A 17316-nucleotide genomic window follows, 5' to 3' on the forward strand; every position below is an offset into this window, starting at 1 on the left:
TCTTAATTTTTAATAAACGATCTATAAATGCTAAAAACATTTGTTAATAAACCCGTATTGGCTACCGTGGTCTCCATGCTCTTAGTAGTCTTAGGAGCCGTGGGATTAAAAATGCTACCCGTATCTCGGTTTCCAGAAATAGCCCCACCCTCCGTAGTCGTTTCATTAAGTTATCCTGGTGCAAATGCAGAGACAGTAGCGAAGTCTGTTCTCTTACCCATAGAAGAAGCTATTAATGGTGTAGAAGATATGACCTACATCCGATCTACAGCCAGTAATTCTGGATCAGGTTCAGTACAAGTATTTTTCAAAACCGGTATTAATCCAGATATTGCCTCTGTTAATGTTCAGACCAGAATATCAAAAGCAATAGGCTCTATTCCCTCAGAAGTCAATGAAGCTGGTATCACCGTTATGCCTCGACAATCCGGGGTCATCATGACCATTAATCTCTTCGCAGATTCCAAGGAAAGCATGTTTGATGAAACGTTCTTACAAGCATATTCACAAATCAATATTATCCGACCTTTACTTCGTATAGACGGTATCGCCCAAGTGTCACGCGTCGGAGCTCGTGATTATTCCATGCGCATGTGGTTGAATCCTGAAAAACTAGCTTTATTCAATCTTGTACCAGACGATGTCATTACAGCAATTAAGGATCAGAACTTTGAAATAGCACCAGGTAAATTTGGAGAAACATCCGATGAAGTATTTGAAACCGTGATCAAACATAAAGGACGCTTCAGTCAACCGGAAGAATTTGAAAATATCGTCATCAAAACAAATGAAGATGGTTCTGTATTATACTTACGCGATTTGGCGCGTATTGAATTTGGTTCCTCCAATCTAGGTTCAGACAATAAAGTAAATGGGAAACCAGGATTGACTTTAAATATTACACAAACATCTGGATCAAATGCCCATGATATTGATATTGAAGTGCGTAAAGTATTGGAAGATTTATCCAAGACATTTCCAGAGGGCATTAAATATGAAGTTTCCTACTCAGTTAGAGATCAGATTGATGCATCCATATCTCAAGTAAAACACACCCTATTTGAAGCCTTTATATTAGTCTTTATTATCGTCTTTATCTTTCTACAAGATTTTAGATCGACGATCATTCCTGCAATCGCCATTCCTGTTTCACTCATAGGTACCTTTTTCTTTCTCAATCTATTTGGCTTCTCGCTCAACGTACTGACCATGTTTGCCTTGGTACTCTCGATCGGTATCGTCGTTGATGATGCTATTGTTGTAGTCGAAGCGATTCACCTAAAAATGCATGAGACTGGTATGAAAGCCCGAGAAGCAACTCTTTCCACCATGTCAGAGATTTCTGGAGCCATCGTATCGATTACCTTAGTGATGGCAGCTGTATTTATTCCTGTCGGTTTTATGGAAGGGCCTGCCGGTATATTCTATAGACAATTTGCCTATACATTGGCAACAGCCATTTTAATTTCAGCACTAACCGCTTTAACATTAAGTCCAGCATTATGTGCCTTGATTTTAAAAGCACCCGAACACGAGGATTCGTCAGCACAATCCGAAAAAAATAAATTTACCGCCTATAAAAAGCGTTTCTTTACAGCCTTTAACACCTCATTTGACAACTTAACATCACGGTATATAGTTGGTGTTAAATATTTAATCCGAAATAAGAAGATTGCCATTACAGGTTTGATCGGTATTTCGGCGATCGGATTTACCCTATTATTATTAGCCCCTAAAAGTTTTATTCCTACTGAAGATGATAGTTTCGTTACTTATTCTTTGGCGATGCAACCAGGTGCGTCATTGGCAAGAACAACAGAAGTTTTAAAACAAGCCGATAGCATTCTACAAAAGCGTAATCCAGATATTGCAGGGATGACGACCATATCAGGTTACAATGCTTTAGATGGAAGTACAAGTCCTGCATATGCCGTAGGTTATATTAATCTAAAAAGCTATGATAGACGAGAAAAAATCAAAGATATTGAAGCCTTTATGGACACGATACGTCAGGATCTTTCGGTAATCAATGAAGCGACATTTAACGTATTTCCACGACCTACTGTTCAAGGTTTCGGAGATTTCGCAGGTATTCAATTGGTTTTAGAAGATAAATTAGGTGGAGAAATTTTAGATTTTAGTAGTATCGCCGATACCTTCATCAATGAAATCAATCAGCTACCCGAAGTTAAAAGTGCCTATACTTCCTTTAAAGCAAATTTCCCACAATATGAAGTAGATATTGATGCTGTTAAAGCCAAGTCATTAGGAGTGGACATTAAATCGCTCATGTCTACCATACGTGCATATTACGGACGCGTACAAGCAGGAGATTTTAGTCGCTTTGGCCGACAATATCGTGTTTACATACAAGCAGATTACGATTACCGAACAGATCCCGAATCCTTTAAATCAATTTTTGTCAGAAATAAAAACAATGAAATGGTTCCTATCAGCACCTTACTCACCTTAAAAAAGGTGGTAGGTCCAGAAACCATCACCCGTTACAATTTATATAATGCCATTACCATCAATGCTAACCCAAATGAAGGTTATAGTACCGGCGACGCTATGAAAGCAATTGAAAAATTAGCCGTAGAAAAGCTTCCTGGAAATTATAGTTATGAGTGGACCGGTATGAGCTTAGAGGAGTCCGAATCGGGTTCTCAGACTATACTGATCTTCATCATGAGTATTGTTTTTGTGTACTTCCTGTTATCAGCACAATATGAGAGCTATATCTTACCTTGGGCAGTATTATTATCCATACCAGTAGGTCTTGTCGGCGTCTATGCCACCATTTTACTCGTGGGTTTAGAAAACAATATATATGTACAGGTGGGAGTTATTATGTTAATTGGTCTACTTGCCAAAAATGCCATATTAATAATCGAGTTTGCCGTTCAGGAAAGAAACAAAGGACTAAGTATTTATGATTCCGCTGTAGCAGGAGCAAAGTTACGTTTGCGTCCTATCTTGATGACCTCTTTTGCATTTGTCGCTGGTTTAATACCACTCATGTGGTCTTCCGGACCATCCGCAAAAGGTAATCACTCGATCAGTTTCGGTGCTGCAGGAGGAATGCTGTTTGGTGTTTTACTCGGGATTTTCATTATCCCTGTACTCTATATCATCTTCAAAACCTTAGATGAACGCTTAAAAAATAATTTTAAATCCAACTAGTCTGTTATACATGCAACATATCAATCGTCATATTTTCTTATTTACAGCTATTTTACTCCTATTTTCATCATGTAAAATGGGACAACGCTACACTGCTCCAAATTATCAACTTCCTGATCAATTTCGTGCTGACTCCACTTATCAGGATAGTATGGAAACACTTGCTCAAGTCGATTGGCGCAATTTTTTCACGGATTCGAGCCTAGTTCAGCTTATTGATGCTGGATTAGCCAATAATTACGATATGCGTAGCGCAATTTTAAATATTCAAATCGCCAATCGTCAATTGTCACAATCAAAAGCCGGCTATCTTCCACAATTAGATGCCACACTTGCAGGTGTTGGACAAGAATGGAGATCCAAGAATTATTATGCAGGACCTGCCTCTAAAATTTATGACGGAAAAGACGCAAAAAATAATCTTTTCAAAACACAATCACAATACTTAACCACTTTGAGCTTAAGTTGGGAAATCGACATCTGGGGTAAAATATCCGCTCAAAAAGAAGAGGCATTAGCCAATTTTCTGGGCTCTACTGAAGCAAAAAAAGCGATACAAACAAGCTTGATTGCCAATATCGCAAAAGGTTATTTTAACCTGTTGACTTTGGATGCCCAAATTGAAGTAGCTCTTCGAAATGTACAACTTAATGACAGTACATTAAGAATGATTCAGTTGCAGTTTGATGCAGGTGAGATCACATCATTAGCCATTCAGCAAACTCAGTCTCAACGACTGCTTGCCGCTTCATTAGTACCACAGTTGGAACAGGAGATCCAAATTCAAGAAAATTCGTTATTGGAGCTGACAGGAAAAATGCCCGATAAAATCGCTCGTGGAAAAAGCTTACAACATTTAATTGATGAATCTAAAATTTCTTTAGGATCACCGTTAGACTTAATCCGTAATAGACCCGATATTAGAGAAGCAGAGCTAGACTTGATAGCGGCGAATGCGCAAATGAATATAAATCAAGCTTTGAGATATCCATCATTGACGCTTGGTGGTACACTGGGACTAAATTCGATGTTACCTGAAAATTGGTTTAATATCCCAGGTTCTTTACTGGGGTCGGCACTAGGAAATGTGACAATGCCGATTTTCAAAAACAGAAAATTAAAAACAGCTTACGAAGTCTCAAAATTAGAGCGCGAGAAAGCCGAAATAAATTTACAAAAAACTGTCTTGAGATCCGTAAATGAAGTATCCAATAGTTTCACCTCACTCACCAAATTAAAAGAACAATTGGTATTAGCCGAAGCCCGAGTTGCCAATTCACACTTGGCCGTGAAAAATGCCAACTTATTATTTAAATCTGGATATGCAACCTATCTGGAGGTCATAACAGCCCAATCCAATGCACTGACATCTGAATTGAATTTAGTTTCGATCAAGCATTCTCAATTGGATTCTTTTGTCGAATTATACAAATCTTTAGGTGGCGGTTGGGCAACATCTATGTAATATGACAGTTTATTGCTCCATCAACATGGAGCAATGGACTTAAATATGGAATATCTAAATTTGCACCCCGTAATAAGAACCAGATTCCCATCAAAATATAAAGGAAGGGTAACCATTTCGAAAAATTCATTTTAAAATATGTTCGAATAAAATTCCCTAAGAAAGAAAAGACTAATAACAAGGGAAGTGTTCCTAAACCGAACATGATCATGAAGTAAAAACTTGTCAGACTAGACGATGTATTCATCGCTGCTGCAGCTGCCATGTACAGCATACCACAGGGTAAGATTCCATTTAAAACTCCAGCAAAAAAACTCCCACCTGGTCTATAGAGCCACCTTCCCATTATTTTGGCTATTGGTTGAACAAAACGCATTTGTAATTTTATAAAACCTTCATTTTTAATCTTAAATAATTGAACCAACCCTATAATGAGCAATATGATTCCTGTAAAAAGACTCAATCCCATTTGCCATCCTTGGATAGAAGCGATTTTACCAACCAGACCAAGTACGAAACCAAAAATACCATAAGTCAGTATTCTTCCAACTTGATAGAATAGTTTATTTAGAGCTATTTTCCAAGTCAATTCTTGACTACCTTGTATCGCAAGAAGTAAAGGTCCGCACATGACAGCGCAATGAATGCTTCCAAATAGACCCATAAAAAACGCAAAATACAGATAGCTCATCTTACAAATGCAATTGTTGATCTGTTAAAAAATCCAATCCACCACTCTTCCAGACGATTTCCAAATTCCAAGTCCCTTTTTTCAAACTCGAAATCGGTAATTGGTATAAGGTAGAATTGGTCTCAAAGGGTAATTGTAAATCAATACTACTATCAGAAGGTCGCTTAAAGATTAAGTTTCCTTTATTTGCTGCATGGACAAATTCAATATACAAGGTATCCTGACTGATTTTTACAATAGGTTTAGCCCGATGCGTAACCACATTTTCTTTTTTATTATAAACTTGATCATAGTTTAAACCCTGCTCATAATAATCCGTATCTTCTAATGTATCCGTATCATGGCTTACCATATAAATCCCAGCACTTATGATACACAACATAAATACACCTAAACTTAAAAATATTTTACCACCCCAATTCATCTGCTATTTTTCTTATTTTACAATTTCTATAAATTTACATACCAGGAGGAGCAATAAATGTCGTTTTAAGTGTCTCAACTTTTCGATCTCCAGAATAGACAGCTATTTTCACGTTCTCCTTATATTTCTCCACATCATCCTTATTAATGATTAGGAAAAAACTTAATGAGGCAGTTCCACCTTTAGCCAATGTCTTTATCGGATTTACAACCTGAATTTTTAATTTTTCATCCTCAGGAACTAATCTGAACGGCATTTCTGATGCACTCTTATTTACTAATTCGAGTGAATATAGATTACTGATAGTCTGATCATCCCGTAATTGATAGGAACTTCCCTTAGCTCTTAATAAAGTAGCACCGACATCTGAACGCATTATGATCAGCGAAACAAAAACAGAGATCAATGCCACTAATACAACCGAATACGCGATCGCTCTTGTATTACTTCTTTTAGTGACAGTTCCTTGAATTTCACCCATCGTATAAAAACCGATCAGCTTTTTAGGCTTACCAATTTTTTCCATGACAGCATCACAAGCATCCACACAAGCCGTACAGCTCACACACTCCATTTGCAAACCATTTCGAATATCAATGCCAGTAGGACACACATGAACACAAATTTGGCAATCAATGCAATCTCCCTTTACTTCCTGTATATCCTTTTTTTGTTTACCACGAGGTTCACCACGACGATGATCGTAAGCGACGGTTATACTTTGATCATCGAGCAATACACCCTGTAACCTTCCATATGGACAAATCGTGGTACAGACAATTTCCCTAATATGGGCAAATACAGCATAAAAAACAAAGGTGAATATGATAATAGCAAATAATCCTCCCAAATGCTGATCCAGCGGGTCGGTAACAATTTTATAAAGCGCATCTACTCCAATGATGTAGGATAAAAAGATATTGGATATTAAAAATGAAATCAATAGAAATATGCTATGTTTTAATATCTTTTTAAATTTCTTCTCATCAGTATTAGGACCTTCATTCAATTTTTTTTGTTGCTGCCAATCCCCTTCAATCCAATACTCAATTTTCCGAAAAATCAGCTCCATAAAAATCGTTTGAGGACAAGTCCAGCCACACCAGATACGACCAAAAACAACAGTAAATAAAACAACACAAACCATCACGATCAACATCCCAAAAACAAAAATGTGTAAATCCTGAGGATAAAAAATGCTCCCTAGAATACTGAACTTCCGTTCCAAGATGTTGAACATCAAAAATGGCTCACCTCCTATTTTTATAAAAGGAGCTGCAAATAAAAACAGTAGCAACCCATACCCGACCCATTGCCTTATCACATATAATTGTCCCGAAGGCTTCTTTGCATATATCCAGGCACGTTTTGTCTTATTATTATTCGGAGTCTCAGGAAAATTTGTCGCTACTGCTTTCATAAATATAATGTTATTGAACTTTTGTCGAATCTGTTGCTGCAGCTTTCGCATCTGCAGCTTGGTATGCTACCTCAGTTCCTTGAGGTTCCTTTGGATTTGCAGGTTTTGTATCACGGAGGGAAATAATATAACTGCTCACCTCGGCAATCTGTCCTGGAGTCAGTGTCTGTTCCCAAGGGACCATCCCCTTATCAGGAACACCATATTTAACCGTTTTAAAAATATCCTTAATTTCGCCGCCATGTAGCCAAAATTTATCCGTTAAGTTTGGACCTATACCGCCTTCTCCAGCTCCACCATGACAAGCGACACAATTGGCCTGAAAAACAGCACTACCGGCCGCTAGCTTAGTCTCATCAAAGAGCACACTGGATTCATCAATTAAATTAGCTGCCTGTGCTAAATATTCCTGCTTTGCAATTTCCGCCTTTTCCATCTCCTGAACGTACTCTTGATTCTGATTAAGTCCCCAGCCAAATACATGGTAGATCAGAATGTAAACAACTGCGAAAGTCATGGTCGAATAAAACAGCGCGTTGAACCAAATAGGTACCGGATTGTCCAATTCACTGATTCCATCATACTCGTGGTCGATAATCAAGTCTTTCTCTTCAGAAATTGGACGTAAACCCAATAATTTATTCCAAGAAGCTTTTCGCGACTCTTTTCTCTTAACTTTAGTTACTTGTTCTTCCTTTAAAACTTCCGGCATTGTGATACGCAGAATAGAACGCATGGCCTTATTCACGATCAATGCTGTAGCTAGTAAAGCAATCATGACAACAATAAGTACAACAACTAAAATATCTTGATACATATTGCCTGAGCCAATGCCCCATGCTGCCGCATTTAAAACTGTAATATTTAAAAATAAACTCATATTTATAAACTATCTGATGACTCACTTTTATTAATATCATCCTCTTGGAACGGAAGTTCCTTCATATATGAAATATGCTCTTTATTCATTCTGAATAACATAATTCCGACAATAATGAAGAATACTAGAAATATCCATAATGAAGCGATCAGATACAGTTCGCTACCATTTAAATTTGTTATCTGTTTGAACATAATCCTTTATTTTAATTGAGTTCATCAACTTTTCCAGCCACTTTGGGTTCAGCTTTAATATCTGTACCCAATCGTTGTAAATATGCAATCATGGCTATAATTTCACGATTTGGCAATACATTTACTTGATTCTTTTTCAAATCAGCAGCGATCTCCTGAGCTTGTTTATCTAAAGCTGACTGAGCTTGAGCAATCTGTTGATCTGTATAAGGAACCCCTAATTTTTTCATGGCTTCCAATTTAGCTGTCAGCAAAGAATTATCTAATTCTTGATCAATCAACCAAGGATACGTAGGCATAATGCTACCAGGAGAAGTGATCGTTGGATCTAAGAGGTGATCAAAGTGCCACTTATTTGGATATTTGCCACCGATCCGATGTAAATCTGGACCAGTACGTTTTGATCCCCATAAAAATGGATGATCATAAACATATTCACCCGCCTTACTATATTCACCGTATCGTGCAGTCTCTGAACGGAATGGACGAATCGATTGCGTATGACAGTTGACACAACCTTCACGAATATATAGATCCCTACCTTGGAGTTCCAATGCCGTATATGGTTTTACACTTGCGATAGTTGGTATGTTAGACGAAATCGTAAATGTAGGGATCATCTCCACAATACCACCGATCAAAATAGCAATCAATGCCAATACCATAAACATAACGGGTTTACGTTCCAAACGTCTATGCTTAGATTGTTCATTGGTCGTCACCGGCAACAAAGCAGGTGCTTGAGCAGGTTCATCGGCCAATAACTTACCTTGGCGCATAGTTTTTACTAAGTTGAACGTCATTAAAATAGCGCCACTCAGATATAACGCACCACCGACAGCACGCATCATATGCATAGGGATAATTTCCAATGTTGTTGCAAGGAAATTTGGATACTTCAGCACACCTTCTGGTGTAAATTCTTTCCACATCAAACCTTGCACTACTGCAGCCCAGTACATCGGAATAGCATAAAATAAAATTCCAAGTGTACCGATCCAAAAGTGAACAGAAGCCAATTTTTTAGAATACAACTCTGTCTTATATATACGCGGGATCAACCAATACAAAATTGCAAAAGTCATAAATCCATTCCATCCCAAAGCGCCAACATGTACGTGAGCTACTATCCAATCTGTAAAATGGGCAATTGCATTCACTTGTTTCAGCGATAGCATAGGTCCTTCGAAAGTAGCCATACCATAACAGGTCAGGGCAACCACCATAAATTTGAGAATAGGCTCAGTACGTACTTTGTCCCATGCCCCACGAAGTGTCAATAAACCATTGATCATACCACCCCAGCTCGGAGCAATCAACATAATGGAAAATGCTACACCTAAAGATTGAACCCAGCCCGGAAGAGCAGTGTACAATAAGTGATGGGGACCAGCCCAAATATAAATGAAGATCAATGACCAGAAGTGAAGAATACTCAATTTGTACGAGTAAACAGGACGATTTGCCATTTTAGGTAAAAAGTAATACATCATACCTAAGAAAGGAGTAGTCAAGAAAAATGCAACAGCATTATGTCCGTACCACCATTGTACTAATGCATCTTGAACACCAGAATACACATAATAACTTTTCCAACCCGATACAGGTAGCTGCACAGAGTTGACAATGTGTAATACGGCAACAGTAACAAATGTGGCAATATAAAACCAGACCGCTACATACATATGTCGCTCTCTACGTTTTATAATTGTACCAAACATATTGATACCAAATACCACCCAAATTATTGTGATACCAAGATCAATAGGCCATTCCATCTCCGCATATTCATGACTTGTCGTCAAGCCAAGAGGTAATGTAATAGCCGAAGCTACAATGACCAACTGCCAACCCCAGAAATGAATCTTGCTGAGTGCATCACTGAACATACGTGCTCTTAACACACGTTGCAACGAATAATAAACACCCATAAAAATTGCATTACCGACAAACGCGAAGATAATCGCATTTGTATGAACAGGTCGGATTCGACCAAAAGTGGAAAATTGAATTCCAAAATTCATCGCAGGCCATACCAGTTGAGTAGCTACAAGTAGTCCGATGGACATACCAACTATCCCCCAAATAATGGTAGCGATACCGAAATTTCTGACAATCTTGTTGTCATAATTAAACTGCTCTAACTGCATTACTTATAATATTGATTTCTTAATCAAAAGTAGAGCTTGTTTTATGACATTAGAATGATGACGATAACCAAAAAAAATAACATTCGTCACACTTTTATCACACACATGTAACGAATTTGTCCGAGTCTAAATATTAAAATAGCAATTAGTATAAATCGTGGTAGAATTTATTGATTTTATAGGTCAATATGTTGTACTTAGAACGATGAAATACCAAGCTATATGACTTTAACATTGGTCTGAATGTTATTGACATGATGAAAGAAGATACTCAACTTATGCATTACCAATAGGCTTATTCACCTACAGGATCATCAGCTAACTAGCAACATAGTTCAGCTAGCTGAATAGAAAGCAGGATATCACCGATTCTTCGGCAGTTCACGGGGTGAGCTATAAGCGTATTTCAAAAGCAGGAGTTGCCTGCCGTGGATATGGAGGATGAGCTTGAAGTGGAACCGTGCCGCCAATAGCCATATCCGGAACCAGGTCGGACATGAAGGAGAAGAAATGTAAGTGTGCTACGTCTGCAGTACTGCCGTAGCAAGTCGATATCTTTGGATGTGAAATGGGTTATCTGCGGCAGCAGGAGGCTTGATTGCTGCATCGGCATCGTTCCGGAAGCAGCGCTATTGATTATACCTGCAGCAGCGGAATGGCTTGTTCTAAAGCAATGAGATTGGGCTATGCTGCATCCGAAAGGGAGAAAAAGTTTAGCGCACAAAAAAGCCCCTACTGTTTAGCAAGGGCTTCTGTATAAAAAAAGGCACCGACCTACTCTCCCACCTGTTACGGCAATACCATCGGCTCTGGCGGGCTTGACTGCTCTGTTCGGAATGGGAAGAGGTAGACACCGCCGATATAGGCACCTAAAATGTTTTTATTAGTCATAAGAATGAAATATACAATATCCCATCCAACATACTAATCTATAGACAATTGAAAGAAAAACTAAAAGAGGAAGACAACAGTGTCTGCGTTGCTTGAGAAAGCTTCGGGTGATTAGTATTGCTCAGCTATGATATCTCTACCTTTACACCTGCAACCTATCAACGTAGTAGTCTACTACGGCCCTATAAGGAAGTCTCATCTCGTGGCTAGTTTCGCACTTAGATGCTTTCAGCGCTTATCTATTCCCGACGTAGCTACCCAGCCGTACACCTGGCGGCATAACTGGTTTACCAGCGGTCAGTCCATCCCGGTCCTCTCGTACTAAGGACAGATCCACTCAAACTTCCAACGCCCACAACAGATAGGGACCGAACTGTCTCGCGACGTTCTGAACCCAGCTCGCGTGCCACTTTAATGGGCGAACAGCCCAACCCTTGGGACCTTCTCCAGCCCCAGGATGTGACGAGCCGACATCGAGGTGCCAAACCTCCCCGTCGATATGAGCTCTTGGGGGAGATCAGCCTGTTATCCCCAGCGTACCTTTTATCCTTTGAGCGATGGCCCTTCCATACAGAACCACCGGATCACTATGTCCGTCTTTCGACCCTGTTCGACTTGTTGGTCTCACAGTCAAGCAAGCTTATGCCATTGCACTCCGCGTACGGTTACCAAGCGTACTGAGCTTACCTTTGAAAGCCTCCGTTACCTTTTTGGAGGCGACCACCCCAGTCAAACTACCCACCAAACAATGTCCTCGGCATGACCGAGTTAGAAACCGAATACAGAAAGGGCGGTATTTCAAGGTTGATTCCATGACTCCTGGCGAAGCCACTTCAACATCTCCCGCCTATCCTACACATCCTGTACCCAATTCCAATGTTAAGCTATAGTGAAGGTGCATGGGGTCTTTCCGTCCCGTTGCGGGTAATCGGCGTCTTCACCGATACCACAATTTCACCGAGCTCATGGCTGAGACAGCGCCCAGATCGTTACACCATTCGTGCAGGTCGGAACTTACCCGACAAGGAATTTCGCTACCTTAGGACCGTTATAGTTACGGCCGCCGTTTACTGGGGCTTCGATTCAATGCTTCTCTTGCGATGACATCCCCTCTTAACCTTCCAGCACCGGGCAGGTGTCAGGCCTTATACCTCATCTTTCGATTTTGCAAAGCCATATGTTTTTGTTAAACAGTCGCCTGGGCCTTTTCACTGCGGCTTCTCCATTGCTGGAGGAAGCGCCCCTTCTCCCGAAGTTACAGGGCCATTTTGCCGAGTTCCTTAGCCATGATTCACTCGAGCACCTTAGGATTCTCTCCTCGACTACCTGTGTCGGTTTACGGTACGGGTTTTTATAACCTGAAGCTTAGCGGGTTTTCTTGGAAGTCTGTTTACCTGCTCTATCAGCGCCGCCGAAGCTTTGCTGTACTATTGGGTTTCAGCAGGGTCGGCGGATTTGCCTACCGTCCCTATACCTACGCCTTTTAACGAACTATTCCGTCAGTTCGCGGCAGTGTCACTACTCCGTCACCACATCGCAGTTATAAAAAGTACTGGAATATTAACCAGTTGTCCATCGGCTTACTCCCTTCGGATGCGCCTTAGGCCCCGACTAACCCTGATCCGATTAGCGTTGATCAGGAAACCTTAGTCTTTCGGTGGGCGGGTTTCTCACCCGCCTTATCGTTACTTATGCCTACATTTGCTTTTCTATCCACTCCACGGACCATTACCAGACCGCTTCGCCGTAAATAGAATGCTCCCCTACCAGACATACATATTTCAGTATGAATCCATAGCTTCGGTAATACACTTGATGCCCGTTTATTATCCACGCCCGATCGCTCGACTAGTGAGCTGTTACGCACTCTTTAAATGAATGGCTGCTTCCAAGCCAACATCCTAGCTGTCTAGGCAATCGGACCTCGTTAGTTCAACTTAGCGTATATTTAGGGACCTTAGCTGATGGTCTGGGTTCTTTCCCTCTCGGCCTTGGACCTTAGCACCCAAAGCCTCACTGCCGGCCATATCTTATAGCATTCGGAGTTCGTCTGGATTTGGTAGGATTTGACTCCCCCGCACCCAATCGGTAGCTCTACCTCTATAAGACTCCATGCCGACGCTGTTCCTAAAAACATTTCGGGGAGTACGAGCTATTTCCCAGTTTGATTAGCCTTTCACCCCTACCCTCAGGTCATCCGGAAACTTTTCAACGTTTATCGGTTCGGTCCTCCATTACATGTTACTGCAACTTCAACCTGCCCAAGGGTAGATCACAAGGTTTCGCGTCTACCTCATCTGACTATGCGCCCTATTAAGACTCGCTTTCGCTTCGGATACGTGGCTGAACCACTTAACCTTGCCAGACAAGAGTAACTCGTAGGCTCATTATGCAAAAGGCACGCCGTCACTGGACCTGCCAGCTCCGACCGCTTGTAAGCACACGGTTTCAGGTTCTTTTCACTCCTCTGTTCGAGGTTCTTTTCACCTTTCCCTCACGGTACTAGTTCACTATCGGTCTCTCAGGAGTATTTAGCCTTATCAGATGGTGCTGACAGATTCCCACAGGGCGTCTCCGACCCCGCGGTACTCAGGGTACTGCTAGGCTAGCATTCTATACGTGTACAGGGCTATCACCGTGTATCGCTGGGCTTCCCATCCCATTCCACTTCTGTTTGCTAATGCCACTTCGCAGCCCTACAACCCCAACCATGCCGTAACAAAGTTGGTTTGGGCTCTTTCCCGTTCGCTCGCCACTACTTGGGAAATCATTATTATTTTCTTCTCCTACGCCTACTTAGATGTTTCAGTTCAGCGCGTTCGCGTATTTTACAGCATACCTTCAGTATGCTAGGTTGCCCCATTCGGAAATCTTCGGATCAATCTCACATTTGCTAATCCCCGAAGCTTATCGCAGCTTATCACGTCCTTCATCGCCTCTGAGAGCCTAGGCATCCCCCGTGTGCCCTTATTTACTTTCTTCACCTCATAGCCCTTTTGCTACTATGGGTTGCTTTTTGATATATATAACCATGGTGCTACGCATTAATCCGTTCGGCCTTGACCGAGGGTCTTCATAATACATCAGACACACCACAGTATTGTCTCTACTGTTGTCTTCTCTTGTAATTTTTTTTCTTTCAATATGTCAAAGAACTCTTTGTATGCCTGTATATGAACGCAGTATCTTAGCGTCCGGGCAAACCTGTGGAGAATATCGGAGTCGAACCGATGACCCCCTGCGTGCAAGGCAGGTGCTCTAGCCAGCTGAGCTAATTCCCCGTGTATTTTTGGTAGTCCCGAGCAGATTTGAACTGCTGACCCCTACATTATCAGTGTAGTGCTCTAACCAACTGAGCTACGGGACTAGCTTATCTTTCTATCTCTCTGGACCATCCAATCAGGGATGGGCACATTTCTTCAAATGTTTTGTCTCTTGTTTGTTTCTTATATAAACCATGTGTGTACGTAACGAGCTTCAATCCTGAATGCTCTAGAAAGGAGGTATTCCAGCCGCACCTTCCGGTACGGCTACCTTGTTACGACTTAGCCCCAATTATCGGTTTTACCCTAACACGCTCCTTGCGGTTACATGCTTTAGGTACCCCCAACTTTCATGGCTTGACGGGCGGTGTGTACAAGGCCCGGGAACGTATTCACCGCGTCATTGCTGATACGCGATTACTAGCGAATCCAACTTCATGAGGTCGAGTTGCAGACCTCAATCCGAACTGTGAATGGCTTTTAGAGATTAGCACCATATTGCTATGTAGCTGCCCGCTGTACCATCCATTGTAGCACGTGTGTAGCCCCGGACGTAAGGGCCATGATGACTTGACGTCGTCCCCACCTTCCTCACAGCTTACGCTGGCAGTCTGTTTAGAGTCCCCACCTTAATGTGCTGGCAACTAAACATAGGGGTTGCGCTCGTTGCGGGACTTAACCCAACACCTCACGGCACGAGCTGACGACAGCCATGCAGCACCTAGTTTCGTGTCCCGAAGGACTGATCCGTCTCTGGATCATTCACTAACTTTCAAGCCCGGGTAAGGTTCCTCGCGTATCATCGAATTAAACCACATGCTCCTCCGCTTGTGCGGGCCCCCGTCAATTCCTTTGAGTTTCAATCTTGCGACCGTACTCCCCAGGTGGATAACTTAACGCTTTCGCTTGGACGCTTACTGTGTATCGCAAACATCGAGTTATCATCGTTTAGGGCGTGGACTACCAGGGTATCTAATCCTGTTTGATCCCCACGCTTTCGTGCATCAGCGTCAATACTAACTTAGTGAGCTGCCTTCGCAATCGGAGTTCTAAGACATATCTATGCATTTCACCGCTACTTGTCTTATTCCGCCCACTTCAAATAGATTCAAGTCCTACAGTATCAAAGGCACTGCGACAGTTAAGCTGCCGTCTTTCACCACTGACTTATAGGACCGCCTACGCACCCTTTAAACCCAATAAATCCGGATAACGCTTGGATCCTCCGTATTACCGCGGCTGCTGGCACGGAGTTAGCCGATCCTTATTCTTCAGGTACATTCAGCTTCCCACACGTGGAAAGGTTTATTCCCTGACAAAAGCAGTTTACAACCCATAGGGCAGTCATCCTGCACGCGGCATGGCTGGTTCAGAGTTCCCTCCATTGACCAATATTCCTTACTGCTGCCTCCCGTAGGAGTCTGGTCCGTGTCTCAGTACCAGTGTGGGGGATTCTCCTCTCAGAGCCCCTAGACATCGTAGCCTTGGTGGGCCGTTACCCCTCCAACTAGCTAATGTCACGCGAGCCCATCCATATCCTATAAATATTTGATCATAATCCGATGCCGGTAAATGATGTTATGCGGTGTTAATCTCTCTTTCGAGAGGCTATCCCCCTGATATGGGTAGGTTGCTCACGCGTTACGCACCCGTGCGCCACTCTCATGAAATTAAAGCAAGCTTTAATTTCAATCCCGTCCGACTTGCATGTATTAGGCCTGCCGCTAGCGTTCATCCTGAGCCAGGATCAAACTCTCCATTGTAAAATGAAGTGTAAGATCAAGACTATTTATAATAAATAGAATTGTCTTGTATTTTATTTCTAATTCTAAAATTGAACAGGTTGATTTTTTTAACTTTCGTTGTTTCTCAACACTACTCGTTACGTTACATGATTATATTTTTAAAGAACTTTCTTCGCTCCCGCATCTCGCTTCGGCTTTATATGATGTCGGCATTGCGCCGGTATCGGTCTTGTTTGTTTTCCCTTCGTTTCCGTTGGGACTGCAAAGGTAGAAATCTTTTTGGTATCTCCAAAATAAATGTGAAAATTTATTTTTTTGTTTTCCTTTCGTTTCTGCGTTTAAACTAAATTAAACCCTTCTTTTTTCAGTGCTTCCCCTCTCGGATCAGCCGTTCCTCCCTTGCGGAGTGGTGCAAAGATAGGAACTTTTATCCTTCACTTCCTAATGTTTTCCGGAAATAGTTTACCGCGACACGGTAAAGGGCTATAAATGTGACCGATAATTTATCTGGATGCCGCCTGATGATCATGCTGGGTCGGATATGGATTACCTTTTGCTATGGATCACATTGTTAGTTGGTCTGGGATCATCTGTGTGCGGACACGCCCGTCACCTGTCCATATATGGGTTCTTCACACAAATACTGCGTTACTCGGCTACTTCGTCACTTGTTACTTCATCACTCCGTTACTATGTCACTGGGTCACTTGATCACTCGGTTACTGCTTTACTCCGTCACTACATCACTGCGTTACTCGATCCCTCCGTTACTTTACGATATATACCAGATCTTAAAGACAAATTCTGACCAACTACATACCAACTTCACTATTAAATGGGGAATACACCAGACATTACTTAGGGTTTATAGGGGGTTAGTAGGGGTCTACCCCTACTAACCCCCTATAAACCCCCTGTTATCCCCCTACTATACCGGTATTAAATACGAAGTTGGTTAGAATTTGGTATGCTTTTATACTGGAACACGACATAGGTACATTGATTCTTAT

Annotated in this window: 8 protein-coding genes, 2 tRNA genes and 3 rRNA genes; 2 read left to right on the forward strand and 11 right to left on the reverse strand. The window is 41.6% G+C overall.

The genetic code is table 11. From position 1 onward, the window contains the following. Positions 1 to 27 precede the first annotated feature (27 nt). Together MUB18_RS21770 and MUB18_RS21775 are read left to right on the forward strand one after the other, a co-directional pair. On the forward strand, positions 28 to 3183 hold the full coding sequence (locus MUB18_RS21770; protein ID WP_248754606.1) for an efflux RND transporter permease subunit: 3156 nt from the start codon (positions 28 to 30) through the stop codon (positions 3181 to 3183). Between the two features lie 10 nt (positions 3184 to 3193). Beyond that, positions 3194 to 4648 carry a TolC family protein gene (locus MUB18_RS21775; protein ID WP_248754607.1) on the forward strand — a complete coding sequence of 485 codons (1455 nt, stop codon included), beginning with the start codon at positions 3194 to 3196 and terminating at the stop codon, positions 4646 to 4648. On the opposite strand, the gene MUB18_RS21780 is transcribed toward MUB18_RS21775, so the two are convergent. From MUB18_RS21780 to MUB18_RS21830, 11 genes are all read right to left on the reverse strand, one after another. After that, entirely contained in the window at positions 4641 to 5339 is a 699-nt protein-coding gene (locus tag MUB18_RS21780) for a sulfite exporter TauE/SafE family protein (protein WP_248754608.1), read from the reverse strand. The two genes, MUB18_RS21775 and MUB18_RS21780, sit on opposite strands and share 8 nt — an antisense overlap. 1 nt (position 5340) lies before the next feature. Then, positions 5341 to 5763 (reverse strand): FixH family protein, encoded by a 423-nt coding sequence (locus tag MUB18_RS21785; RefSeq protein ID WP_045753284.1) that lies wholly within the window; start codon positions 5761 to 5763, stop codon positions 5341 to 5343. Between the two features lie 34 nt (positions 5764 to 5797). Further along, entirely contained in the window at positions 5798 to 7183 is a 1386-nt protein-coding gene (gene ccoG / locus MUB18_RS21790) for a cytochrome c oxidase accessory protein CcoG (protein WP_248754609.1), read from the reverse strand. Between the two features lie 10 nt (positions 7184 to 7193). Beyond that, positions 7194 to 8063 (reverse strand): cbb3-type cytochrome c oxidase N-terminal domain-containing protein, encoded by an 870-nt coding sequence (locus tag MUB18_RS21795; RefSeq protein WP_248754610.1) that lies wholly within the window; start codon positions 8061 to 8063, stop codon positions 7194 to 7196. Between the two features lie 2 nt (positions 8064 to 8065). Further along, entirely contained in the window at positions 8066 to 8257 is a 192-nt protein-coding gene (locus tag MUB18_RS21800; protein ID WP_045753281.1) for a hypothetical protein, read from the reverse strand. Positions 8258 to 8268: 11 nt separating this feature from the next. Further along, positions 8269 to 10407: a cytochrome-c oxidase, cbb3-type subunit I gene (gene ccoN / locus MUB18_RS21805; protein WP_248754611.1), complete on the reverse strand. Its 2139-nt coding sequence runs from the start codon at positions 10405 to 10407 to the stop codon at positions 8269 to 8271. Between the two features lie 761 nt (positions 10408 to 11168). Further along, positions 11169 to 11280 (reverse strand): 5S ribosomal RNA (rrf, locus tag MUB18_RS21810). 110 nt (positions 11281 to 11390) lie between these two features. After that, positions 11391 to 14279 (reverse strand): 23S ribosomal RNA (locus MUB18_RS21815). 226 nt (positions 14280 to 14505) lie between these two features. Then, positions 14506 to 14579, reverse strand: a tRNA-Ala gene (locus tag MUB18_RS21820). Between the two features lie 9 nt (positions 14580 to 14588). After that, positions 14589 to 14665: transfer RNA gene (locus MUB18_RS21825), tRNA-Ile, on the reverse strand. A gap of 129 nt (positions 14666 to 14794) precedes the next feature. Continuing rightward, positions 14795 to 16324 (reverse strand): 16S ribosomal RNA (locus tag MUB18_RS21830). The 16S, 23S and 5S rRNA genes sit together here with 2 tRNA genes alongside, the layout of an rRNA operon. Positions 16325 to 17316: the final 992 nt, after the last annotated feature.

This window comes from Sphingobacterium sp. PCS056, assembly GCF_023273895.1.
GTDB lineage: Bacteria > Bacteroidota > Bacteroidia > Sphingobacteriales > Sphingobacteriaceae > Sphingobacterium.